Origin of the sequence: Paenibacillus aurantius (assembly GCF_032268605.1) — a bacterium.
GTDB lineage: Bacteria > Bacillota > Bacilli > Paenibacillales > NBRC-103111 > Paenibacillus_AO > Paenibacillus_AO aurantius.
Genome location: NZ_CP130318.1, coordinates 5,031,637 through 5,056,433 on the forward strand (window position 1 = coordinate 5,031,637; position 24,797 = coordinate 5,056,433).

20 protein-coding genes are annotated in these 24,797 nt (G+C 39.6%); 5 read left to right on the forward strand and 15 right to left on the reverse strand.

All coding sequences use genetic code 11. The features are described from left to right. Positions 1-317 precede the first annotated feature (317 nt). The 3 genes from alr to MJA45_RS22795 form a co-directional block, all read right to left on the reverse strand. Entirely contained in the window at positions 318-1,496 is a 1,179-nt protein-coding gene (gene alr / locus MJA45_RS22785) for an alanine racemase (RefSeq protein WP_315608084.1), read from the reverse strand. Positions 1,497-1,659: 163 nt separating this feature from the next. Continuing rightward, positions 1,660-3,021 (reverse strand): outer membrane lipoprotein carrier protein LolA, encoded by a 1,362-nt coding sequence (locus MJA45_RS22790; RefSeq protein WP_315604189.1) that lies wholly within the window; start codon positions 3,019-3,021, stop codon positions 1,660-1,662. A 476-nt stretch (positions 3,022-3,497) separates the two neighbouring features. Then, positions 3,498-3,632, reverse strand: coding sequence for a hypothetical protein (locus tag MJA45_RS22795; protein WP_315604190.1), 135 nt, complete (start codon positions 3,630-3,632; stop codon positions 3,498-3,500). A 224-nt stretch (positions 3,633-3,856) separates the two neighbouring features. Between MJA45_RS22795 and MJA45_RS22800 the strand changes: the two genes are divergently transcribed. Together MJA45_RS22800 and galU are read left to right on the forward strand one after the other, a co-directional pair. Next, entirely contained in the window at positions 3,857-4,798 is a 942-nt protein-coding gene (locus MJA45_RS22800; RefSeq protein ID WP_315604191.1) for a carbohydrate kinase family protein, read from the forward strand. A 105-nt stretch (positions 4,799-4,903) separates the two neighbouring features. Then, on the forward strand, positions 4,904-5,788 hold the full coding sequence (gene galU / locus MJA45_RS22805; RefSeq protein WP_315604192.1) for a UTP--glucose-1-phosphate uridylyltransferase GalU: 885 nt from the start codon (positions 4,904-4,906) through the stop codon (positions 5,786-5,788). 34 nt (positions 5,789-5,822) lie between these two features. Here galU and MJA45_RS22810 read toward each other — a convergent pair whose 3' ends face one another. From MJA45_RS22810 to MJA45_RS22865, 12 genes are all read right to left on the reverse strand, one after another. Beyond that, on the reverse strand, positions 5,823-7,232 hold the full coding sequence (locus MJA45_RS22810) for an undecaprenyl-phosphate glucose phosphotransferase (RefSeq protein WP_315604193.1): 1,410 nt from the start codon (positions 7,230-7,232) through the stop codon (positions 5,823-5,825). A gap of 48 nt (positions 7,233-7,280) precedes the next feature. Further along, a complete protein-coding gene (locus MJA45_RS22815) occupies positions 7,281-8,408 on the reverse strand; it encodes a glycosyltransferase family 4 protein (RefSeq protein ID WP_315604194.1) in 1,128 nt (375 codons plus the stop codon). Between the two features lie 85 nt (positions 8,409-8,493). Next, the gene (locus MJA45_RS22820) at positions 8,494-9,573 is read right to left on the reverse strand and encodes a glycosyltransferase family 4 protein (protein WP_315604195.1); all 1,080 of its coding nucleotides are present in this window, start codon (positions 9,571-9,573) and stop codon (positions 8,494-8,496) included. A 36-nt stretch (positions 9,574-9,609) separates the two neighbouring features. Then, positions 9,610-10,485: a glycosyltransferase family 2 protein gene (locus tag MJA45_RS22825; RefSeq protein ID WP_315604196.1), complete on the reverse strand. Its 876-nt coding sequence runs from the start codon at positions 10,483-10,485 to the stop codon at positions 9,610-9,612. A 38-nt stretch (positions 10,486-10,523) separates the two neighbouring features. After that, the gene (locus tag MJA45_RS22830; RefSeq protein ID WP_315604197.1) at positions 10,524-11,303 is read right to left on the reverse strand and encodes a glycosyltransferase; all 780 of its coding nucleotides are present in this window, start codon (positions 11,301-11,303) and stop codon (positions 10,524-10,526) included. A gap of 19 nt (positions 11,304-11,322) precedes the next feature. Continuing rightward, positions 11,323-12,750, reverse strand: a complete 1,428-nt coding sequence (locus MJA45_RS22835; RefSeq protein ID WP_315604198.1) for a lipopolysaccharide biosynthesis protein — start codon at positions 12,748-12,750, stop codon at positions 11,323-11,325. Beyond that, entirely contained in the window at positions 12,740-13,786 is a 1,047-nt protein-coding gene (locus MJA45_RS22840) for a CgeB family protein (protein WP_315604199.1), read from the reverse strand. Before MJA45_RS22840 ends, MJA45_RS22835 begins: the two co-directional genes overlap by 11 nt. Further along, positions 13,783-14,958: a DegT/DnrJ/EryC1/StrS family aminotransferase gene (locus tag MJA45_RS22845; RefSeq protein WP_315604200.1), complete on the reverse strand. Its 1,176-nt coding sequence runs from the start codon at positions 14,956-14,958 to the stop codon at positions 13,783-13,785. The genes MJA45_RS22840 and MJA45_RS22845 overlap by 4 nt, the downstream gene beginning before the upstream one ends. Next, positions 14,955-15,872 (reverse strand): GDP-L-fucose synthase family protein, encoded by a 918-nt coding sequence (locus MJA45_RS22850; protein ID WP_315604201.1) that lies wholly within the window; start codon positions 15,870-15,872, stop codon positions 14,955-14,957. Before MJA45_RS22850 ends, MJA45_RS22845 begins: the two co-directional genes overlap by 4 nt. A gap of 10 nt (positions 15,873-15,882) precedes the next feature. Next, complete coding sequence (gene gmd, locus MJA45_RS22855; RefSeq protein WP_315604202.1) at positions 15,883-17,001, reverse strand: GDP-mannose 4,6-dehydratase; 1,119 nt, start codon at positions 16,999-17,001, stop codon at positions 15,883-15,885. A gap of 27 nt (positions 17,002-17,028) precedes the next feature. Continuing rightward, positions 17,029-17,952 carry a glycosyltransferase family A protein gene (locus tag MJA45_RS22860; protein WP_315604203.1) on the reverse strand — a complete coding sequence of 308 codons (924 nt, stop codon included), beginning with the start codon at positions 17,950-17,952 and terminating at the stop codon, positions 17,029-17,031. A 137-nt stretch (positions 17,953-18,089) separates the two neighbouring features. Further along, positions 18,090-19,319 carry a hypothetical protein gene (locus MJA45_RS22865; RefSeq protein ID WP_315604204.1) on the reverse strand — a complete coding sequence of 410 codons (1,230 nt, stop codon included), beginning with the start codon at positions 19,317-19,319 and terminating at the stop codon, positions 18,090-18,092. 193 nt (positions 19,320-19,512) lie between these two features. Between MJA45_RS22865 and MJA45_RS22870 the strand changes: the two genes are divergently transcribed. The 3 genes from MJA45_RS22870 (at position 19,513) to MJA45_RS22880 (ending at position 24,789) form a co-directional block, all read left to right on the forward strand. Next, positions 19,513-20,499 (forward strand): Wzz/FepE/Etk N-terminal domain-containing protein, encoded by a 987-nt coding sequence (locus MJA45_RS22870; protein ID WP_315604205.1) that lies wholly within the window; start codon positions 19,513-19,515, stop codon positions 20,497-20,499. A 101-nt stretch (positions 20,500-20,600) separates the two neighbouring features. Next, on the forward strand, positions 20,601-23,060 hold the full coding sequence (locus MJA45_RS22875; protein WP_315604206.1) for an O-antigen ligase family protein: 2,460 nt from the start codon (positions 20,601-20,603) through the stop codon (positions 23,058-23,060). Positions 23,061-23,163: 103 nt separating this feature from the next. Further along, on the forward strand, positions 23,164-24,789 hold the full coding sequence (locus tag MJA45_RS22880; RefSeq protein WP_315604207.1) for an S-layer homology domain-containing protein: 1,626 nt from the start codon (positions 23,164-23,166) through the stop codon (positions 24,787-24,789). Positions 24,790-24,797 lie beyond the last annotated feature (8 nt).

The following is a 24,797-nucleotide window of genomic DNA, read 5'->3' on the forward strand; positions in this document are numbered from 1 at the left end:
TGCCGAACAATCCGCTTCCCGCTTGGCTTCTCACGGGCCAGACCGGCGGCTAAACTCCCTCTTACCCAAGGAAAAGAAGTCCCCGTCACCTTCTTCAGCAGGGACTTCTCCTTAGGGTCACGCCAAAAGGGCAACCGATCCAGTTCCTTCCATCTTCGGCATAGCCAATACCCTACCCGGTTACTTTTGTTGCGGGAGTCCTCGTAAGCGCACGATAATCTTAAAGGAAGCAGAACAATACTCACGGATCAGGCACACGAAGGGTAGACGGCCCTGCTGCTAAAAGACCGTCCACCCTCATGCCCGGGCACCTGCGGTTAAGAATAGTGCTGCAAAAGGTTCACCGTGTTCACGATTTTCCCTTCGGACACATAGACCCGAGGCACCCGGTGCGAAATCATGCAGGTGATCTCGTAGTTGATGGTCCCGAGCTTGTCGGCCAGCTCTTCGACCGGGATCGAATCGTCCCCTTGGGCTCCGAACAGGACGACTTCATCGCCCATGCGTACCCCGGGTACCTCCGAGACACGGATCATGCACTGGTCCATGCAGATGTTGCCCACGACCGGCACCCTCTTCCCCCGAACGAGCGCATAGGCCTTGCGGGACAGCATACGCGAGTAGCCGTCGGCATACCCGACGGGAAGGGTTGCGATAAGCTCGCCGTCCGTCTCCGTATGGTAAGTCGAGCCGTAGCTGATCCCGACTCCGGCCGGCATGCTTTTGAGCATGACGATCCCCGTCTTCATACTCATGACCGGCCGCAGCTCGATTCGGCTGCTGTCGACCTCGGCGGAAGGGTAGAGGCCGTACATGCTGACGCCGAGACGCACCATCGAACAGGTCAGCTCGGGCGTGTCGATGGCGGCGGCGCTGTTGCCCGCGTGCAGATGCCGGAAGGCCACTCCCTTCGCGGCAAAGTGGTCCACCACCTGCTTGAACCGGGTGTACTGCTCCCGGGTGTAGGTTTTGTCGGCCTCATCCGCACTGGCATAATGGGTAAAAAGTCCCTCCACCTCCACACCCGGAAGATCGAGCGCCCTGTCGATAAAGGCGACGGCTTCGTGATGGTCCATCAAACCGACCCGGCCCATGCCGGTGTCGAGCTTGATGTGGATTTTGCCCCGGCGCCGGCCTTCCTGCCCCCAGGCATTAACCGCTTCAAGCACCTCTTCGTCATAAACGTTAAGGGTAATGTCATGAGGAAGCGCAAGGGCGACTCCCTGAACCGGGGTATAGCCGAGCACCAGAATAGGGGCGTCAATGCCCGCCCTTCTCAGCTCCAGCGCCTCGTCGAGAAATGCCACCGCCAGGTAGCTCACCCCGCACGCCAGCGCTTCCTTGGCCACCTGGATGGCGCCATGCCCGTAAGCATCGGCCTTGACCACGGCCATCATTTCAATTTCATCGGGTAGCTTCCGCCGAAAGGCATAGAGGTTATGGCGCAGCGCGTCCAAGGAAACCTCCACCCAGGTCGGACGGTAAAAGGAATCCACGTCCATCCACCTTCTTCTGCAAGTAGAGGGGTCCCCGCCTGCCTCACGGCTGACGGGGAACCCCTTGTTATGGTTTGTGTTCAATTGTAAAGCCAAATGGCTAACTATTATGGTAAACGGAAGAGGGGAAGGCTGTCAATGAAGGACCCGTCGGAACGGTCCTTTATTTCATGGAATCGCCTTGGACCGCCTGGGCAATGTTCACCATCTCGTCAAACGGCAGGTCTCCCGAGGACAAGCGGTACTCCATGCCGTCGTACGTCCACGTCAGCGTCTTCTGCTGGTCGCCGGTCAGGAGACCGAGGGTGTAGCCGAGGCTGACCATTTTGCCGGGGAGAGCCGCCACCGCTTTGTCAGCAGGCTTGGATTCGACCAGCGTGTAGTTGTAGGTGCCGCCATAGCGGAGCATGACGGCCGGGTTGCCGCCGAGCGTGATGTCGCTCGAGCCCTTCAGGGCAACGCCCTTCGGCAGGTACCACGGATCGACGGCGGTAACCGTCTTAGCTGCGGCGGATGGAGCTGCCGTACCGGTGGCTTTTGCGTCGGTGCCCGTAGCTTTCGCATCCGTGCCGGTGGCTTTGGCATCCGTGCCCGTTGCCTTGGCGTCGGTGCCCGTTGCTTTCGCGTCAGTACCGGTAGCTTTAGCGTCGGTGCCAGTGGACTTAGCGTCCGTGCCGGTAGCTTTGGCGTCCGTGCCAGTGGCTTTAGCATCGGTACCCGAAGCCTTAGCGTCCGTGCCAGTAGCCTTAGCATCCGTGCCCGTTGCTTTGCTGTCCGTGCCGGCAGCTTTCGCATCGGTGCCGCTGGCTTTCGCGTCCGTACCCGTTGCTTTGGCGTCGGTGCCCGCTGCCTTGCCATCCGTCCCCGCCACAGTCGGCATGGACGACAGCGAGCCGGTCAGGTTCCGCTGCGTGTCGAACGAATCCTTATCGAACGACGCATCGAATTTAAAGGTGTCAAAATCCACCGTCACCATAATGTTCGTGTTGGCATCGAGCACCTCTACGTGCCGGGGGCTGTAGCTTTTGCTGTCCAGCCAAATCTTCTGACGAACCAGCGTAGGATTGCCATAGTTGGCCAGCACATCGAAAACGACATCCTTGCCGTCCGTGGTCATTTTGCGGTCCTTGTCGGCCACAATGCTTTGAACAAGGGAATGATACAGGTAAACCTGTCCCTGGTTATTCGGCCAGTCGCTCTGGAAGCGGAAGCTTTTGTTCAGGTGGGGAGTCAGAACGAAAACCCCCTCATCGTTGCGGAGCACGATCTGCTCAATGTCCTTCTTCTCGTTCGTGAGCGAAATCCGGTAGTAATGAGGATTCTTATACGATACGTCCACCGCGTATTCCTGGGGCTGCTGTCCCGTATACAGCACCATTTTGCCCGACCCCTGATAGCTTTCCAGCTTGCTGACCTTCTGGTCAAGGTCCTTTGACAGCGAGCCCGCATCCTTCTTCCCGCAGCCCGCCAGCGCCAGGGCCAGCACAAGCATCAGGGATGTCATCATCCATGTGATCCGACGCATTCCCATCCATCCTCTCTTTTCGCTTAGGCTTATCCAACTGATAACATGTCTATGAGGGAACTTGGACGATTATGCAGACTAGCCCCGGCTTGGCCGGAAAACGCGGATAAGCCTTATTCTTCCCGCCTGGAAAGGCAGACTTATTAGTAGATCACCCTAAACAAGGGCCCGGTCCGCCATCTTGCCAAAGCCGGAATAAGCCATCCCCCTTCATTAAAGTCACAAAATGAGTTCATGACAAAAAGCCCCGATCCCTCGAGGCGGGGTTCGGGACAAGGAGAAATCTTGGAGGCTCCTAAAGCCTCGTAAACTTATTTAGCTAGTATCCTTAATCCTCCAGCCTCCGAGCGTACTCGGAGGGTTTGTACCCTTTTATCAGCGCGCTGAGAGTGCATCCGGGCTATACGAAGAGCCGTTCCGTTATAGGGAGACGATATTCTCCATCCAGGAAAGGCTTCCCCGCTTATCTGCTTTTTCTAGGAATTCGGCCAAAGCCACAGCCAAACGACCATCAGTATGACGGCCCACATCAGGGCACCGATCACCAGCCCGAGTACCAAGCCTCTTGCCGGACGGAGGCCGTCCTTCTCCTCTTCCTCCCGATCCACCATCGGACTCCCTCCCGGAGATCAACGTTACCATAAGTATCGGCTTTCCTCCTTAAAATAAACAGCGCTCTTTATTAGGAAGCCTTTTTTGCCTATAATGAATGAGCCTGAATGTATACCAACGAACGGAAGCCGATATACTCTCATGTCTATGCTTTTTCGGCCGGTTTAAGCCCGGGCAGCTTGCCCCCTGCTTCCATTCTACTATAAATAAGGAGTGTTCCTTTATGAATCCTTCCGTTTCCGTTATCGGTACTATTTTTGTGGACTGCAAAGGCTTTCCCCATCAAGCCTACCAGGCCAACGGAACCAACCTGGGCCAAATCTCGTTCGTCCACGGCGGCGTCGGCCGGAATGTGGCGGAGAATCTGGCCGACCTGGGGCTCGACACCGCTCTCGTCAGCACCGTGGATACGTCCGGGATAGGAAAGGAAGTCACCGCCCGGCTGCAGCAAAAAGGCGTCCGCACCGCGTACCTCGGCGAGACCGCCAGCGGCGGAATGGGCCTGTGGCTCGCCATTCTCGACGAGAACGGCAACCTGGCGGGCTCCATCTCTCAGATGCCGGAGCTCGAGCATTTTGAGCGGCTGGTGGCCGAGAAGGGCGAGGACATGGTTCGCGCGTCGGACCACATGATCCTCGAAATCGACCTAAACGCTGCCATTTCCCGGGACATACTGACTTTCGCGCGCAAACATGGCAAGCCGGTCTACGGCATTCCCGGCAACCTGTCCGTTATCCTTCCGCATATGGAGATGCTGGATGACCTCCAGTGCTTCATCTGCAATGACGTCGAAGCGGAGAAGCTGCTGCAGACACCCTTCACCGGTCTAGAGCCGGCAGCCTGCCTAGAGCCCCTCCGGGCCTTCGTAGACGCCCGCCCGCTGCGCTCCATGGTCGTGACCTTGGGCGCTAACGGCTCCGTCTACTATGATTCCGCCACCGGGATGTCGGGCCACCAGCCGGTTTTCCCGGTCCGGATGGTCGATTCCAGCGGTGCGGGCGACGCGTTCATCTCCGGCACCGTGACCGGGCTCATCCTCGGCCTGCCGCTGGAGAAAGCCGTGATCGCCGGCACCAAGGTCGCCGGCTGGACGATCGAGTCCCCGGAGAGCAACTGCCCGGATCTTAAGGAGAAGGCGGCGGAGGACGGGTTGTTTGGAGGTTGATGACATGACATGCCCTGAGCCCATGCCCACTCTAGCCTCTAACCTCTCATTCATTTATCCCCTAAAATATTGTAAAATGGATAGGACAGGCAAGGGAGGATGAAAATGAAGGTTAGAAAAGCCATAATACCGGCAGCTGGGTTAGGGACCAGGTTCTTACCTGCGACCAAGGCCATGCCCAAAGAAATGCTGCCAATCGTCGACAAGCCGACCATTCAATACATTGTGGAAGAAGCGGTCAATTCGGGGATTGAAGATATTATTATTGTAACGGGTAAGGGCAAACGGGCCATCGAAGATCATTTTGACAACTATTTCGAACTCGAGCAGAATCTGTTGGCCAAAGGAAAGCTGGATCTTCTGGACGAGGTCCAAAAGTCCGCCAAGGTGGAAATCCATTACATCCGGCAAAAAGAACCCCTCGGTTTAGGACACGCCATCTGGTGCGCACGCAAATTTATCGGCCAGGAGCCATTCGCCGTCCTGCTCGGGGATGATATCGTTCAGGCCGAGAAACCTTGCATCGAGCAAATGATGGAGCTCTACGATGAGCATCAATGCTCTATTATCGGGGTCCAACCGGTCGGAGATGACGAGGTCTCCCGCTACGGCATCGTGGATGCCCAAGCTCTTCAGGAACGACTATACGGAGTTAACCACCTGGTAGAGAAGCCCAAGAAGGAAGAAGCACCATCCAATTTGGCGATTTTGGGAAGATACATTCTGGCTCCGGGTATTTTTGATTACTTGGCGAACCAGGAAAAAGGAACCGGCGGGGAAATCCAGCTTACCGACGCCATTTCCAAGCTTAACCGTAAAGAAAAGGTCCTTGCCTATCATTTTGACGGGACCCGTTATGATGTCGGGGAAAAGATGGGATTCTTGAAAACCACCATCGATTTTGCTTTGGAGCGGGAAGACCTCAAGTATGAACTGTTGAACTATTTGCATAGCGTGATGGAGAAGCAGATGTTGGGAAAATCGTCTTGACGAAAAAAGCTAATTCCGCTCGGAATTAGCTTTTTTAGTACGCATTTTTATTAACAAATCCGTTCCAAATCGTTTTATAAATAATTTTAAGATCGAATAGAAAAGTCCAGTTCTCAATGTAGAAAATATCGTAGGAGATGCGGTCTTCAATCGAAGTGTCGCCGCGGAGGCCATTGCTTTGGGCCCACCCGGTAATGCCGGGGCGGATGTGATGTTTTACCATGTACTTCGGAATTTCTTCTTTGAATTGCTCCACAAAATGCGGCCGCTCAGGGCGAGGACCTACCACGCTCATATGCCCAAACAGGACATTGAAAAATTGCGGCAGCTCATCCAAGCTGGTTTTGCGCAAAAAAGAGCCAAACCTCGTCTTTCTTGGATCGTCTTTAGTTGTCCATCCTAAGTCTACAGTTCCAGGTGGTAAAGTTCTCATAGAACGAAATTTATACATAGAAAAAACTCGTCTATTAAGACCTACTCTTTCCTGCTTAAAGATGACTGGACCCGGTGAAGTAAGTTTAACGCCTATTGCGATCAGGATCAGTAAAGGAGAGACTAAGAGAATGGCTACTGAGGAAAAGACAATGTCAAAGGCTCTCTTCAATATTTTATTGCCATATTCATCTAAAGGGATATCCCGTACATTAATGAGCGGTATCCCAGCAAAATTATCAAAATAAGGTTTCGCTGGAAGGTAGTCAAAATAATCAGGAATTATTAAAACCCTCTGGCCATATTTTTCACAAGTGTTAATTATCGTAGCATATTTTTCATGAGCGTTTAGAGGTAAAGCTACTATCACTTCATCTACGAGATTATTTTTAAGTACCGATTCCAAGTCATCTATGCAACCTAAAAGCGGTTTATCTAATTTATAATTTAACGTGGGAAAATTAAATATGTCATCTAAAAATCCAATCACCTCAAACCCAAGCTTGGGATGATTTTTTAGATTTTCATAAAATCGACTTCCTAATGTACCGGCCCCTAAAATTAAAACAAACTGTCTATTGTACCCTTTCTTCCTAATTGTATGAAGAAATACATTTACGAAATAACGATACAATAAAACAAGTCCAATGTTAAGTACATACAAGATACCTAAAAACTGCCTTGAAATATCAACCTGTTTTAAAGCAAATAGTAGACTTAATAACGCTAATAAACTTAATGACAAAACTTGAATTACCTTATAAATCTCAAAGGTAAAACTTTTTTTCCTTTTTGGAGAATAAAGAGACAACAAGTAACCAAAACCAGCAGAAATTATTATATAGGCGATGATCCAAGGGAAGTAAGTATTAAATTCAGCTGGCCGGTATTCACTCGGGATGATTCCGCTTGAAAACTTGATCCACCAAGAGAGAATAGATGCAATTCCAATCGTAATTATATCGGATAATACGTAGGCTTCAGATAGAAACCTTTCATTCCTCCGAATCATGTAATCACCTTCTAGTTTCTTTAATAAGTAATTTACTAATATTCAAATTTATCGACAATTAAATTCATCCCATTTGGTACTGATAAATTGCCGTATCTCGCTTACAAATCTTTGGGTAGAAAATCGGAGAGCATTCTCACGGCAATCTCTTGGATGAAATAAATTTGAACTCTCCTCAAATTCATTAACAGCCTCAATAAGGGAAGAAACTGACTGTTCCTTAAAAAACAGCCCTGTTGGTTTAGGAGAGTTAGAATCTCTTATAGTTTCTAGTGCTCCTCCTCTCCCATAAGCTATGACAGGTGTCCCACAAGCTTGAGCTTCAACCGGGGTTATCCCAAAGTCTTCTTCTGCGGCAAAAACAAATGCCTTTGCTTTTTGCATATATTCCTTAAGAACAGAAAAAGATTGATATCCCAAAAGGGTAACGTTTGGACCTGCTTTTAGCTTAATCTTTTCAAAGTCGGGGCCATTTCCAATAACGATTAATTTATTATGCGGCATATTAGTAAATGCCTCAACAATTATATCCATTTTTTTATAGGGTACCATACGTGATGCTGTAAAGTAAAAATCATCTTTCTCTGGGTAAAATGTGAAAGAGTCTACATCTACTGGTGGATAAATTACAGTTGAGTCTCTTCTATAAACTTTATTAATTCGACTGGATATAAATTTTGAATTAGCTATAAAATGATCAACACCGTTAGAGGTACGGAAATCCCATAAACGTATTCTATGAAGCATCCATCTAGCAACTACACTCTTTACACCATGACTTAAGTTTGACTCTTTTAAATACTGGTGTTGTAAATCCCAAGCGTACCGGATTGGAGAATGAACGTAACTTATATGCAATTGGTGGGGGCCTGTAATTACACCTTTAGCTACCGCATGTGAACTAGATATAATGAGGTCGTACCCGGTTAGATCAAACTGCTCTATCGCGAACGGCATCAAAGGAAGGTAAAGTCTATATTTTTTTTTAGAATAGGGGAGTTTTTGAATAAAAGAAGTTTTAATATTCATATTTTTTATAAATCTCTTATCTTTATCTGAAAGAAACTCAACTATGCAAAATAAGTCAGCATTTGGAAAAATATTGATTAATTGTTCTAAAACTTTCTCTGACCCTGCATAAGTTACTAACCACTCATGTACTATCGCAACCTTCATTCTGTTCTCCCATCATATCACAATTCTTATATTATTTTTAATCTTCTATAATCGGTGCACTAATAATTGATCACTTAGAGAGATACTATTTTAATAACTTATAGATAATTGATGAGGTTTGCTTTGCACAATCAGACCATGTGTAATTCATCGCATGGCATTTTCCCTTGTCCACCATTTCCCCCTGTAATTTTTCATTACCCAAAATAAATTTCATTTTATCTGAAAGCTCCTGTATATTATAGGGATCAAAATATTCAGCTGCCTCCTGGCACACTTCAGGTAGCGACGCGGCATTAGAAACCAGCACAGGACATCCACTTGCCATTCCTTCCAATGGTGGCAAACCAAATCCTTCATAAAAGGAAGGAAAGACCAGCAAATCGGCTTCGGATACTAGTTGCTTTAACAAGTGATCTTCAACGAAATCGGTAAAAACTATTCGATCTTCCATGCTATTTGCAATATTTATTACTTCCCTGTCTCCAGTAATAAACCCAGACTTTTTCCCCACAATGACTAAATTGTGAGGAATTTCCCCCTTAATGTTCTCGAAAGCTCTGACTAGAGAAACTAGATTTTTATGTGGTTTGACATTACCAACGTATATTATGTACGGGAAAGAAAAAAACTTTTGTATTCTCTCACTCTTAAACCAACTTTCATCAACCCCGTCATATATTACGGAAGTTTTTGATTCCTCAAAACTAACAAATCTGTTAAACTCCTTTTTTGTAAAATTCGAAATAAAAATGATATGCCTAGCCTTTTTTTTAATACTCCAAAACATGAATTTAGCATACATTTGTTTATGCATACCCTTTACATATTGAGGCATAGCAAGATGAAACAAATCATGTATAGTCACTAATAACTTCCCTCTAAAAGTTAGAGGTATATTATAATGTGGAGACCAAAAAAGATCAGTATCTCTCGGGATTTTTAAGTTAAATTCCGCTTGTTCTTTTAATGAGTAAATACTGGTATTGGCATGGATAAGCTCGACATTGGGGAGATTACCTAAATTCAAGACATCTTTCTCATAACCATATAGATAAAATTTCGTATCTGGCATAGAAGGGATAATCAAAGGTAAGATACTTCTTATATAGGTACCTATACCAGAGTAAGAAGCCATTCGAATGTCCACAGTAACTCTTTTCATTGAATTAAGCCTCGTTTCTGGAAACAATCTATTATTTCACATAAACTCTTTTAACGAAAAATATACCCCGTGAATTCTTCCTTTTGAAGAAAAATAATAAAACTTTGCCTTCTTAAACTTGAATAACATGATATTTATTACTATTGCAGTAGTCGATCTAATAAGCGCATATAAAAATCTAAGAAAAAAAGTTCGATTTTTATACATAATAACATGTTTATTTGTTAATCTCCCAAACCCTTTTCCGTAGGTATAAGCTCGATTGTTTTCTTTCTCCGTGTAGCCTCCTACTGTTTGCGGATGGTAGAAAATTAGCTTGGGATTATACAATATTTTATTGTTTAAGTACAATAATCTAAGTACAAGATCGGCATTTTCTTCTGCTCCGTAAAAGGTTCCTACTCCTAATTTCTCATCATAACAACCAACTTGTTCAAATATATTCTTTCTAATAAACATAGTGCATTCAATAGTGGTATGATACATATTTACATTTGTTACTTCCTGAGTTTTGTCAGCGAAATTTAAAACTGAATCCCGTTTTGTTACTTTGTCTAGTGTTTTACCATAAAGCACACCTAATTCACTATCACTATTGAATAATTCGATAGCATCTCCCAATAAAGAAGGGGAAATTTCACAGTCATCATCAGGAAAGTTAAGAATTTCACCTCTAGCGTAGAAGGCTCCAAAATTCCTTGCCTTGGCCGCACCAATAAAGTCGACTTTATGATGATATAAGGGAAAACTAGGGGAAAAATCATAGCATAATTCATCAATCAAATTATCCTTATTTTGATCAACAATAATGACTTCAAAGTCTTGATATACGCTTAATTCTATTGACTCTAATAACATTTTAAGCTCTGCTCTTCTTCCCAATGTAGGAATGACTAAACTCAATTTAGGCATCGTACTCCCTCTTTTGAATACATTTCATCAGTTTTATTTTATTGGTTCTTTCTCAGTACGCCCTTGAGAACATTTTTAATTCTAAATTTTATTATTTTTAAATTAATTAACACCTGAAGGGATGGCCTATCTGCAAATTTTTTTGCCACAAATAATGATTCAAGATACTGACGATCTTGTAGTGTCCCGCTGATGTTCCCATCAAATATATTAATTGTTGCTGCCTCGTCTAAATGCAAATACAAGTATCCTTTTTCGCTTATTTCTAAATAAAACTCATAATCCATTGAGTATTTATTTAAAACATTAAAACCAATGTCTTTATAAATTGATTTTCGAAAGAATATATTTTGAAGTCCAACAATCGTTCCATATATTATTAAGTTCTCTTTAGTAAATTTTACACGTGGACATCTTCTCAATTCGATTTCATTGTTTCTTTTATTGAAAGTATAGGAATTAAAATAAAGAGCATCTAGTTCAACTAAATTCTTATAGGTACTATAGACTACAGTTAAAATATCTTTTATAAGTATATCATCGCTTCCCAAATAGCCAATAATGTCTCCAGTTGATTGCATTAATCCATTATTTATAGCATCAGAAATACCAGAATCCGGACATCTGAGCCAAACAATAGAGTCAAATTTTTCTGCGTAACCTTGGATGATTTCGTGAGAAGAGTCTTGGGACTTTCCATCTATAATAATAAGTTCCTTGTACTCATAATCTTGTTCTAAAAAACTTTCGATGCTTCTTTTTAAATACTTCTCCCCATTATAATTAGGCATTATAAGAGAAATTTTTATCTCTTCCATAATAACTCCCTTTTCTCATCTAGATACGTCTACTCTTGAGATAAATAAAGTAGCATCCTAACAAATAAAAGAGCCCTGACCCCATCAGTAAAAGAAAGTTAAAAATAAATTTATAAGAAATAGTACTTCCAAGATATGAAATAACAATCATAGGAAATACAAAACCTAGAACTTTGATGACCATTTTAAAAGATATTTGAATAGCCAACTGTTTTGTCATACTTTTGTGAATAACTATTAAATAAATAAAAGAAGAGATTACTAGGGATAATCCTAAATATTCTTTATTATAGATGAGCATCACTGGAACCAACAATAATGCTACAATAGCACCGATTAACTGAGGGTGAATTAATTTGTTAGTTTTCATAGTTGCATGAGAGACCATTGAATAAGCATTTCCTAAAATTCTAAATAACTCAATAATCGCCCCCCAGATGACATATATTGAAACGTCCCAAAAAGTTTTGTGAAGTAATAATCGAGTTAAATAGGGAGCCATTGTGACAACGAAACTTGCTGTTAAAATTGCAAGGGGGAAGTAATATGCGGCATAATCATTCCATACTTTTGCCTTTTTTTCATCATTCGAGTTACCTAAACCTTTATAGAAAATTGGAGAGAAAAATTGCATCGCTACTGCTTCAAAAGCTGACATAATACCGGCACTTAAGGTATAGCCCGCTGAGAATTTTCCGAGATACTCTAACCCTACTAATTTGCTGGTATAAAATCTATAGGATTGAAGCTGCAGCCAATTTAATCCCACCGTAATTGAAATGGGAATAGAAAAGACTGCAATCATTTTTATTACCCTTGTCTTTTGATTATAATATTTTTTTATTTGTTTTAGTTTAGAGAGATCAACAAATTTAAAAAAGGAAAGAAAAGCGAAAAAAGAGCCGAGAATTGCTCCAATAATTTGGCCTAATATCCAGTGCTCGCCCTTTCCGCCGTGATAAGTCAGTAAAGTGGAAAGGAGCAAGCTACTCCAAGTTGTAATAATAGTAAATAAAACAGCCTCTCGCCTTTTCTCCAACATATTTAATGTTGGAATAACTGTTTGGTTAATAGTGATAAATATGATACTGCCACTCACCAAAGTTAACAACCAGAAAATGTCTATTCCTGTAAGTGAACCAAAAAACCCGTATAAACATAATAAAACGGCAGATAGAAAGCAATTAATTACAATTACATAGATCAATAATAATAAAAACTTGTTGCCAAGTGTTTTATTATCCAACCAATCATTCAATTTCCTATAGTAAAACATTTGTACTGGATTAATAGAAACTAATGCAAATAAATTAGTTATTGTGGTTACCAATACAGCTTTTGCAAGTTCTATTGATGTTAAAACTGAACTCATTACTCGTAAAACTATTATGGCACTGATAGTTTGAATAATTCTGCCAACGAGTACTACAATGAAATCACGCTTCACCATATTTCTCCATTTTACTCGCACTATTAAAAATATTTTCCATAATGCTATTTAATCTTTCAATGTAATTGTGATTTTCTTTAGCCTTAGTATGACTTTTTTGGACTATCCCTCTACGCAAACCATCGTTTTCTAAATAAAAAAAGATCTGGTTAGCACATTCTTCGGGATTATTATAAACTGCCACCTCATCTCCAATTATGAAGTGTCTTTCAAGGCCGAGGGAATAATTAGTTAATTGAAATCCCCCCGCTAATGGAATTTCAAAGTTGCGAGCCTTAACTTGTTCTGACCGCTTGGTAGATGTAAGCCACTCTTTCAAATTCCTAATATCACCAAAAATAAATCTGATGTCGTGGCTTGCGCTATTAGAAATATTCAAGTTAATTTTGCTTTTACGAAAGATATTTTCCATCTGTTCGTAGGACACTCTTCCATTTGGCCAACCAGTTCCAAAGCATTCCACATTTATACCATGTTTCTTTGTTAATGTATTTATTAACCAACCTCTATAGTGGTTATAGCCGCCAACAAAGGTAACTTCGTAGTTATACGACTCCTGCAGATCCAAAGGCCCTATTTCTTCGCTATATTGTTGTGCAGCCCAATCTGTAAGTATAGGTGAAATACCGATTTTATTGTATTTTATTATACTCCAAGGATCAGTTGTAGAGACAAAACTAAAGCAAGGAGCATAAATCTTTGTGAAATTATCAAATCTCCACTGATCGTCTCCAAACCAGCAGTAGGTACAATATTTCTCCTTAAGTCTTTTCAGAAAGTTTGGATCAAACTGATCTTGGTAGAGCACAAAAAATATTAAATCTGGATTTAAACTATCTATTTTGACCATTAAATCTTTTTCTAGAGCAAATTTATCATTTAAATAATCATCGTACCAAAAAGCTTCGACTTTAGTAGACATTTTTTTTAAATTATCATGGAACCACATTTTTTCACCGGAGTAACCTCTATTTTTATCTCCATAATCATATTGCAACATAACAGTTAGTATTTTTTTTTTCCAGTAAGTCATGACTGAAGATTCCTAAGCAGATTATGTAAAAAACGAATTTCATTATGAATATTAAACTGATGATTTCCTACAAAAAAACCATTTTTATCAATATATTCGGCGTTCTTCAGCTCAGAGTGTATTTCATAATCAAAGTACTTAACAACTTCATTTTTTGCAAAATTACCTGCCACAATTGGTCGACAATCAATTTCATTTTCTTGAAGAGTCCTAATAACATCAGAACGTGTGAATGGCACATCTTCCTTTAAGATCAAGGAGAACCCGAACCAGCTGCTGTTCCCAACTTCCTGCTGAATATAGAAACAAGGATTTTCTTGGAATAGATCCTTGAACAATCTTGCATTTTCCCGTCTTTGTTCAATAAACTCCGGGAGCTTTTTCAACTGCTCCAGGCCTATCGCACCACTCATTTCAATTGGCCTTACGTTGTAACCGGGCAAGACAAAGCGGAAAGACTCTTCAAAAGGATTGTCGCTTTTAGTACCACAAACATAATTCTGTTTTGGAAGATTTCTTGTCCAACCATGGGCTCTTAATGAAAGTAGGATGTGATATAGCTCTTCATCCTCAGTGACAACCATGCCCCCCTCCATTGTTGAAATATGATGACTAAAAAAAGAACTAAAAGTACCCATTTCACCAAAAGTACCTGCTTGTTTACTTCCAAAAGTTGCTCCAAGCGACTCGCAATTATCTTCAATTAAGATAATGTTTTTTTCACCAATTATTTTTTGTATTTCATCAAAGTTATTTGGATTACCCAATAAATTAACAACCATGATCATCCGAGTTTGCTCTGTTACTGCATCCTTAAGGGATTTTAAATTATAGTTCAGGGTTAAATGATCAATATCAACAAACTTTAGTTTTAATCCATATTGATACAGTGGATAGTAAGTCGTTGGCCAAGACACAGCTGGTACTATCACTTCATCTCCCGGCTTAAGTTTGTTTTCCCTCCTGTAAAAAAGAGCGGCTGTGGCTAATAAATTGGCGGATGAACCTGAGTTAACCATCACACAATAGCGACTTCCTACGTAATTCGCAAAATTTTCTTCAAATTGTTGCACATATTTTCCCATAGTAAACATACCTGAACCAACCACTTTATTAATTGCCTCAATTTCAAAATCATCCCAAGTACTTGAAGCCAAGGAATATTTCGTCATCCTATTTTTTCCTCCATATAAAAATTATATGTCTTTGAAATACCATCTTTTAAGGAAGTTTCTGGTTTCCATCCCCATTTAGTTTGTAAATTAGTATCAACTAGCTTTTGCTTCATCCCTGTAGGTTTTTCAAGATCATAAACAAATACACCCTGAAAACCTATAATATTTGCTATAGTCTCGTAATATTCTTTAATTGAATAGTCATACCCTAATCCTACATTCATAATATTGGGCAAGCTATTAAAATTGCTTATTGATTTTAATATACAATTTGCAAGGTCACCAGCATACATAAACTCTCTCCTTGCAGTACCATCTCCCCAAATTAAGACTTCCTTCTCACCAGATATCTTAGCTTTATGAACTTTTTGTATTACGGCCGGTATCATATGCGAATGTCTCGGATCGAATTTATCCCATCTCCCATATAAATTACAAGGAATCAAAGTCTTATACTGAAAATCATTATTATCGTTAGTTATGTATTGGCAAAGTTTTGAAATTGTAATCTTTGCCAGTGCATACCCTTCATTAGTCGGTTCTAGCTCACCTTTTAATATACTATCTTCTTTAAGGGGGTTTACCCCGTTTCTAGGATACATACAGGAACTTCCCAAATTAAGCAAATTGAGAATCTTAAGATTGCGAGCTGCCATCACAATATTTCTTCCCATGTCCAAATTTTCAATAAGGAACCTTACCGGGTCACTAATATTAGCCTGGATGCCTCCCACACGGCCCGCGGCATGGACAATGAAATCTGGCTTGTGAAATTTTAAGTACTGAAATGTCTTATCATATGACAAAAGATCTAATTCATTACTTGAAGGTGTAAGAAAATTAAACGATTCATTTTTTTCCATTAGGTTACGACCAACCATACCGGAAGCACCTGTTAATAATATTTTCACAAATATGCTCCTATTCAAAATAGTTTAAAACATGATAGCCACCTTGTTTTAAGTATTCATTCTTTTTAGCCTCTTTAATATCACTTTGCATCATATCTTTGACAAGAGATTGTAGATCGTATTTTGGAATCCAGCCGAGTTTTAAATTTGCTTTAGAGGGATCCCCTAGTAGCAAATCGACTTCTGTTGGCCTGTAGTAGCGGGAGTCTACAACAACAACTTCCTTGTCAATTGGGAGCTGATATTCTGGATTGTTGCACGATTTCACATAACCTTTTTCAGCTTCGTTTATTCCTTTGAAATACAATTCTATCCCTAATTCGTTAAAGGCTAGCTGGACGAATTCTCTAACCGTAGTAGTATGACCCGTAGCAATAACATAATCCTCGGGTTGAGCTTGCTGAAGAATAAGCCACATAGCTTCAACATAATCTTTTGCATGTCCCCAGTCTCTTTTCGAATCTAAGTTCCCCAGATATAGTTTTTCTTGGGTTCCTAACGCAATTCTTGCAGCTGCCCTGGTAATTTTTCTTGTCACAAAAGTTTCACCCCTTATGGGGCTTTCATGATTAAACAAGATTCCATTGCAAGCAAACATGTTATAAGCTTCCCTATAATTTACTGTAATCCAATATGCATATAACTTGGCAACTGCATATGGACTCCTTGGATAAAACGGAGTGTTCTCATTCTGGGGAACGGCTTGCACTAACCCGTAGAGTTCTGAAGTGGAAGCTTGATAAATTTTCGTTTTGGTTGTTAATCCTAATATTCTTATTGCTTCTAATATCCTCAATGTTCCTAGTCCATCAGCATTTGCTGTGTATTCTGGTGTATCAAAACTTACATGTACATGACTCATTGCGGCCAAATTGTAAATTTCATCCGGCTGCACTTCCTGTATTATTCTTATTAAATTTGTTGAGTCTGTTAGATCTCCATATTGCAAGTGAAAGTTGATATTTTTCTCGTGGGGGTCTTGATATAAATGATCAATACGATCCGTATTAAAGAGTGAGGTTCTTCGTTTAATACCATGAACACTATAGCCTTTTTTCAACAAGAACTCGGCTAAGTAAGCGCCATCTTGGCCAGTAATGCCAGTAATTAAAGCTACCTTCTTTTTCATATAGTTCCTCCAAGTGTACAAGTGTACCTAAGTTTTATACAAATTTCTTGCCACATATAGAATTCCTTTAAAATATCCCTTCGCCTTGTTACGATGTTTCCTTTGGATGAGTGACTTCAAGAAAAGCCCACTCGCTGTATATAGTTGGTATATTTTTCTGCTGAAATTATTATCTGTATAATTTAGAAGATGATAATGGTTTACGACTTCCGTATATGCAACCGTTTCGACTTTATCTCTTGATGCTTGTGACTGATGATGTAATACTTTTAGATCTGGATTTATCAGCAATGGTCCTCGTTTATTTGCATATAATGAAAGATATAAGTCTTCACCAAGACTATAACTTGTCAACCATTCAGTAGGTTTTAGACCTGCCAGCGTTCCTTTTAAAAAGGACATATTGCAACCACTTAGATATTCTGTTTGGAAGGCTTCTTTTATTTTGATCCATTCTTGCATCGAGCCACCATAACCACTCTTTGACAATTTACCGCAATTTCCGGAATGATATCCAATAATCATCCCAAAAAACTTCCATTTTCTTCTACTGTTAATAAATTGATCCACTCCCCCTACTCCTACAACATCTGGGTTTTTGAGGTATGTTTTATAGAGGGTAGATAAATAATTTGGAAACAACTCAATATCATCATCAATAAATAACATGATTTCGTAAGAAGCTAATTTGATCGATTCCACCCGAGAAAAAATTAGTCCTGGATCTGACTTTTGATGATATCGGAAAGAAAAGCGGGGGCTGAGTTGACTTTCAAATTGATCTATTGTTTCCTCAGTTAGATTACCATCATCAATGATTATAATTTCAATAGGTACAGAAATGTCATCAATCTTTTGCTCTGCTAATGAATCTATGCATTTTTGTAAATCTTTCTGACGATTTCTAGTACATATTACTACTGATAACCCGTTCTTTGTATTTTTTTGCATAATATCCCCCCCTTTGATAAATTCTTAAGACATTTTTACTTAGCAAGTATTTAGGAAGATCTTATTATTTTAGATTTCAATTAAGGCTAATATTGTCAAGTATGACTCCAAAATTTTAGCATACGAGGAATTAAGGGTCAATGAAGCTGTTCAACCTCTTCCTGCTTTCTTTCAATGATTAGCGAATCAGTACTAAGTAGTCCAACAAAAATTGTAAGCACGATATTGATTGGAAAAACCTGTTCAAAAGGTAAATTAATCATAGCTATATACACTGTAATTAGGAAAAAAAATATCCCCCTTGCAATTCGCTTATCTTCTATATTTGTATTTTTATTATTAATAATGATGTAAGTTTTTAGAATAGATGATAAACCTATTCCAATATATACCAACAGGTACACTATACCCATGTTTGCTAATATATTTATGTACCCAGACTCCCCTAGTGGCACTATAGGATTTAATCCTAAGTACTGGATTATAGTAATTTGCTTAAGAGTATCGATCACAGATAAATGAGTAATAATACTTCCCAGTTTCATTTCCCAAAAAAGGTCCACAGTACTAAGAATTTTATTGAAATTAAAGAAAGTCACAATAGAGAATAACAAGAAAAACACTACACTTACCAACAAAATTCTAATAAACCGGTTAGGATAGCGGATAATAAATAGCAATATATATGCAATCGTTGCAATCATAACCGAAAAAATCGAGGTTAGCGATTGGGTTAACAACAAAAATATCCCTAATAATAAAAATAATAATTTATCCCGCTTTGAATTATTTTCCCACATGAAACCTATAAAAAAAGAGATTAGAATACCGAATGAATTCGGATCATCCAATAGGCTGCCAAATCTTATAGAGAAAGTTCCTTCGTATGCAAGAGCAGGCAGCCTATCATAAAGAACAAAAAGAAGTATTTGAAGGCACTCAACAAACACATAAACATAAATCGCAATATAAATTATTCTATTGAAGTGCTTCACATCAAGCTTTTCTGAAAAAAAATGAAAAAATCCAGGTATTAGAAAGAATATACCACTCTCAATTATATCTATTCTTTGTGTTAAAATTCCGGATACTAAAGGAATAGCAAATAAGAAAGAATAAACAAATAAATAGATAGGTTTGTATATTTTGACAATTTTATCCCCTAATAAAATTCGAAGCGCAAAGTAATACATTATTATAGAAAAAATTATATATTTGCCGATTGATAACCAACCTGGTGTGTCCGAATAGGTAGGACTAGTTACTGATGAATTAATTTTAAAGGGATACCTATATGCAGTGTAAAACAAGCCAAGAAAAAACAAGACTGAAACAAATATACTTAGACCTTTTTTACTTGAATGCATTTTTCCACCGACTTCTCTTAAAATAACAAATAATAATTCTCAGCAATTATAACTAAATAGAAAAATAAGTACAATAAACGTGCTAAAAGCGGAACTTCTATTGTTTTAATAACATTGCCTAATGTAGAAAATGAAGATATACTGCTAAAAGACGTGTCAAAATATGCTAGCAAAGGAGCGTTTCTGAGAAGCTATGAAGGAAGAAATTCGATTAAGAGATCTTATTTTTCTGATAGTAACCAATTTAAAAGCTGTCTTGTTAGTTACTTTCTTAATAATGCTAATTGCTGCCCTATATTTAATATTCCTCATAAAGCCTACATATAGAACGGAATCTTTAGTCATAGTTAATCAAATGAATGAAGATCAAAATACAAAAAGTAGAGACCTGAGTCCCTTGGCCGAACAAGTTAGAAGTGATTCGGGGTTATCCAAAATTATCAACTATTTGAAGCTTGACTCGAATAAATATTCCATAAATACCATTCGTCAAGCATTAAGTATAACCACTGAGAAAGACGCTGGACTAATTTCAATTACTGCTAAAGGGGAAAATCCTGAATTTGCAAAAAATTTAGCAAACACCGTTGCTATTGAGATCGGGAAAAATATTGAAATTTCTGACAGAATGGACTTGATTGTATCTTATAACAAACAAACCCTAGAGTTGCAAGACAAAATAAAGATGGAAGAAAGCCAGATTCAAGAAGCTAATCAATTGTTGCAAACAACCCCAGAAAAATTAGTAACAAAAAAATCTTTGCTTGATGACCCCATGCTATACTCCATAGTAAATAATATGAAAAATCAAAAAACTGACCAAAGTTTTGAAATGACTAGTGAAGAGGTGAATACCGTATTTTTAGAGATTAAAACTAAGGCAGCGGAAGCTTCACTTGAGTTGTCCAAGCTTCAAGCACAATTAAAATCACTTACTGATAAAATGGTTGAAAATCAAAAATTTATTAATGAGATTGATAAAAATAGTTCTACTGAGGAGAACATACAAAAAATCAACACAAATTATAAGGCAGTAATTTTCAATCCAGCAATTGCCCCTAGAGAACCAATTAGCGTTAACAAAAAATTGATCGTTATTCTGTCGGGATTTTTCACTTTTATCTTCTCGATAACTTTTGTTTTCCTTAAAGAATTTTGGAAAAAAGAATTAATTTCGTAGAAATAGAGAGACCCCCTAACGGACACAAACTATTGTGTGCTCTTCGTTAAGGGTTTTTTTATAGGAGTGTTTATAAGTTATAAACAAAGGAGAATAGCTATATGGATTTTCACAGAAAAACTAAAGAGAATAGTAGTTCACTTATACTTTGGATAATTTGTATTTGTACTATATTTTTTTTATTTACAGCCCCTTTCTATAAAGGATTATTTGTTGGACTCAACATTACTTTTGATGGTCCCCTCTTCTCTTTTATGATTGTTTCGTCCCTATTGTTATTGTTACTCTCAATATACTTATTGTTTCATACAAACTTAATAGACAAGAAAGAACAATTGGGGTTAGTTTTTGTTTGGGTATTACCTATTCTTTATTTTGTTTCTAGCATAAACTCTGCTTCCCCTTATTCAGCAGAAAATATTTTTAACTTAAATGTAACTTATTCAATTTTTTTTCTTATTGGTCTTTTTTTATATAAGAATACCTTGGCATTTCGAGTACTTTCCTCTGGACTACTTCTCTCACTTTACTGCGTGGTTATGGTGGGTTTCGCGAATTTATTTGGAAATATGAATATGATGGATGCTGTAATGGGCTTTAAAACATGGATGAGAATCACATCCGTATTTCAATATGCAAATACCTATTCTGCGGTATTAGTAGGTTTATTATTTTCAAGCTTATTTTTAATTACAAATTCAGAGAATAAGTATAGACTAGGTTTTATCTCAGCGATGATAGTCCCGATAATCATATCATTTATTCTCACTGATTCACGCGGTGGTTTGCTTATGGCGCCAATTGTATTGCTTTGCTTGCTTCCGTTTCTTAGTCCTCCTAAGCAGATTATATATTTAATAAATTTAATTCTAGGGGCAACTACTTCATTTTTAGTACTAAAGCCCATCAAAAACATCAGTATTGATATTAGAGAAAATTTTTGGCAAAACTCTAATTTCAAACTACCACTAATGTCCACTGAGTCATTAATGGCATGGGGCTTACTATTATTAGGTTCAACAGCTATGGTTATTTTTTCATTATTAATTAACCACTTCTTTTCCCCGAAAATCAAACAAATGACTAAGCAATTAACAAAATTCAAATTTAATAAATTAATATTACCTTCCGCACTAGTCATAATCTTTTCAGTACTAATTGGAATTACATTTTCAGTACCCGCTGCTCGTAGCCTCTTGCCTGCAAGTATCTCAAGTAAAATCGAAAAAACAAATCTATCCCAAAACAGCGTCTTGGAACGATTAACTTTCTATAGAGATACTGCGAAATTTCTCAAAGACCAACCAATAATCGGCGCGGGAGGTGGTGCCTGGGCTGCTCTATATGAAAAATATCAAAGTAATCCGTACGAATCACGTCAAGCCCATAATTTCTTTCTTCAGCTATTGACCGAGGTAGGACTGCTGGGTTTTATCATACTTTTATCACTAATAATTTACGTTTATTACCATTTCATTCGTCGTTACAATGAACATGATTCCAATGACGTGAGCAAGCTAATTTATTTTATTATTACAACGTCAATATTGGTCCATAGTGCAATAGATTTCGATATGAGTTTCGCCTACATATCGGCCTTAGTATTTATGGGATTAGGAATCATGATCTCAAAACCTTTGATCAATACTGAAGCGATATCTTTAAGGTTTAATTATATTTATACTGGCTTTTTATTATTTGTTTCAATCTTATTGTTAGTAAGTGGTTTAGATAAAAAGATTGCTTCAAATTTTTTCAACAAAAGTATATCAGCTGCCCAGAATAGGTTACCTTTTAATGAGGTCTTAGCATCACTTGATAAATCTATTGAAATGCAACCTAAGAACATACAATATATTTCGACAAAAGCAAATATGCTAAGTCAGGCATATTCTCAGACAAAAAATGATGTTTTTTATATTCAAATGAAAAATTTAATACTGGAAGCGCAACAAATCGAGCCAAGCAATCGTATAATTATTGAGCAAAAATTGGCTATGCATTTGCAGAAAAAAGAATTTGAACAGGCAGTGGGCACTTTAGAAAATGCATTGGAATATTTCCCCTGGGACTCCGGAGTATACGAAGGTGCCAACGTACAGCCTAGTTTCTATGAACGTTTAATTAGCTTAACGTTTGAATTAGGAAAACAAGCAAATCTACAAGGTGACATTAACAAATCTAATATGTTTTGGGATAAAGCAATTTCAAATTACAATATTGTCTTATCAAAAGTAGAGCAATTAAAAAAATTACCGGCAGGGCAGCAAATTGGAAGAGATTTTCGTACGAGACCTAAAATGACCCAATGCATAGGAGAAATATATTATTACAGGAAGGATTACGAAAAAGCTGAGCAATATTTTAAAACATTACTTCCTAGTGATAACTTTGATAACTTAGAGGATCAAGAAAAGCAAATAGCTGCCCGATGGTATCTAGTTTCTTTGCAAAAACAAAGAAAGAACGATATTCAATTATACAACAAGCTAATCGCAGTGGAACCAAAAGAAAGAGATGAAATAATCAATCTTCTAAATAATAATGTCTTTAACAACTAATAGATTTTTCCAATTAAAAGTGATAAACTTAAAAAGTTGTTTCCATATGTTTCATCATGCGACAATTATTTTAAGTATTTCTAGGTAAAGGAGGTGAAATCCAATGCAACCTAGACAAAGTAATGCAAACCAAAAAAGAGAAAAGAGGGAGAAAAACTTGTTTAAGAAGCCTGTAATGAAAAAAACTTCTGCTATTCTATCTACAGCATTAGTTGCTTCTGTACTCTCACCTGTTATTGCATTTGCAGGAAGTTGGTTGAATAATAACTCCTATGAATCCAGTACTGGTAAATTCGCCACAACGGTATCCACTGATGTTTATAACCCTGCTGGAGTTTCCGTAAAGGTATACGATCAAAACGGTAATTATATTACAACTGTTAACGACGCTACTTATGAAAGATATGAAACTACTGTGAGTGGAGCTACATACTATTATTACGATGTAACTGGCTCCGTTACGGCTAACACTTACAGTTCTTTGAAGTTGTGGGCTGATGGAGTAACCGATGCCGTTTACGTAACTCCTGCACCACCAGCCGGTTATGGTGGCGGATTGTTCCCTGGAAGCAATATTGTAAACAGTGACGGTCGTGCTAATGCCGCATTATTGGAAGCTCTTGTTAAGAACAACACTAACGCTGAACTGAAAATCTCCGGAGAATTTGTATTGTTGCCTGCAACAGCATTGGCAGCTGGTAAGAATCTAACTATCTTCAATGATACTGGATCTTATACCCTTCCACTGGATAAGCTCGATATTGATGCTCACGCTAAAGCACTTGGTGTCGATGCAAAAGACCTGTGGATCCGCGTACAAATCGCAAAAGTTTCCGGGGATGCTTTGACAGCCGTGCAAAGTGCTGCTAAAGAAGTAAACGGAACGGTAATCGGAGATTCTGTTGACTTTAAGGTAACGGCTGAAACTGCTGGTAAGACCGCGATTGATGTATCCTTCGGTCAAACGTATGTAAAGCGTACAATCAACATTGACAAAGGCTACACCACTATTAATACTAACACGAACACTGCAGCTGTTTATGACCCTGCCACTCAAACCTTGAGCTTTGTTCCTTCCACTTTTGGTGCTAAGGGTGAAAAAGCTGAAGTTGTTATCTGGCGTGTAGGTAACTCCGTTTATACGGTACTTGAAAGTAACAACAGCTTCACTGATATTGCCACTCACTGGGCTAAAGGCAACATCGAGCTGCTTGCCAATAAGCTTGTTGTGGATGGTTATGAAGATGGATCGTTTGGTGCGGAGCGCAGCATTACCCGCGCTGAATTTGCTGCTTTGATCGTACGTGCACTGGGTATTACCCCTACGGTAACTTCGAACACGTACTTTACTGATGTAGCCACAGGACAATGGTACACCAATATTGTAAATACGGCTGCTAGCGCTGGTTTGATTGATGGTTATGCTGACCGTACTTTCCAACCAAATGCAAAAATCAACCGTGAAGAATTGGCTGCCCTTGTTGTCCGCGCTATGAAATATGCAGGCAAAGAAGTAACCGTTGATGCTACGGAGCAAGCTTCCCTGTTGACTAAATTCACCGATGCGAAACAAATCGTATGGGGACAAGCCGAAGTGGCTGCTGCCATTAAATCCGGTATCGTGGATGGTATGACCGATACGACCTTGAGCATTCGTTCGGATGCTACTCGTGCTCAATCGGCCACGATGTTGAAGCGCTTCTTGGAAAAAACGGACTTCATCAACTAATTCTGCTC

Coding starts and splice junctions, on each gene's coding strand:
- MJA45_RS22790 (WP_315604189.1), bottom strand. CDS start 3,021: ATGCGTCGGATCACATGGATGATGACATCCCTGATGCTTGTGCTGGCC.
- MJA45_RS22795 (WP_315604190.1), bottom strand. CDS start 3,632: ATGGTGGATCGGGAGGAAGAGGAGAAGGACGGCCTCCGTCCGGCAAGA.
- MJA45_RS22800 (WP_315604191.1), top strand. CDS start 3,857: ATGAATCCTTCCGTTTCCGTTATCGGTACTATTTTTGTGGACTGCAAA.
- galU (WP_315604192.1), top strand. CDS start 4,904: ATGAAGGTTAGAAAAGCCATAATACCGGCAGCTGGGTTAGGGACCAGG.
- MJA45_RS22810 (WP_315604193.1), bottom strand. CDS start 7,232: ATGATTCGGAGGAATGAAAGGTTTCTATCTGAAGCCTACGTATTATCC.
- MJA45_RS22815 (WP_315604194.1), bottom strand. CDS start 8,408: ATGAAGGTTGCGATAGTACATGAGTGGTTAGTAACTTATGCAGGGTCA.
- MJA45_RS22820 (WP_315604195.1), bottom strand. CDS start 9,573: ATGAAAAGAGTTACTGTGGACATTCGAATGGCTTCTTACTCTGGTATA.
- MJA45_RS22825 (WP_315604196.1), bottom strand. CDS start 10,485: ATGCCTAAATTGAGTTTAGTCATTCCTACATTGGGAAGAAGAGCAGAG.
- MJA45_RS22830 (WP_315604197.1), bottom strand. CDS start 11,303: ATGGAAGAGATAAAAATTTCTCTTATAATGCCTAATTATAATGGGGAG.
- MJA45_RS22840 (WP_315604199.1), bottom strand. CDS start 13,786: ATGACTTACTGGAAAAAAAAAATACTAACTGTTATGTTGCAATATGAT.
- MJA45_RS22845 (WP_315604200.1), bottom strand. CDS start 14,958: ATGACGAAATATTCCTTGGCTTCAAGTACTTGGGATGATTTTGAAATT.
- gmd (WP_315604202.1), bottom strand. CDS start 17,001: ATGAAAAAGAAGGTAGCTTTAATTACTGGCATTACTGGCCAAGATGGC.
- MJA45_RS22860 (WP_315604203.1), bottom strand. CDS start 17,952: ATGCAAAAAAATACAAAGAACGGGTTATCAGTAGTAATATGTACTAGA.
- MJA45_RS22865 (WP_315604204.1), bottom strand. CDS start 19,319: ATGCATTCAAGTAAAAAAGGTCTAAGTATATTTGTTTCAGTCTTGTTT.
- MJA45_RS22870 (WP_315604205.1), top strand. CDS start 19,513: ATGAAGGAAGAAATTCGATTAAGAGATCTTATTTTTCTGATAGTAACC.
- MJA45_RS22875 (WP_315604206.1), top strand. CDS start 20,601: ATGGATTTTCACAGAAAAACTAAAGAGAATAGTAGTTCACTTATACTT.
- MJA45_RS22880 (WP_315604207.1), top strand. CDS start 23,164: ATGCAACCTAGACAAAGTAATGCAAACCAAAAAAGAGAAAAGAGGGAG.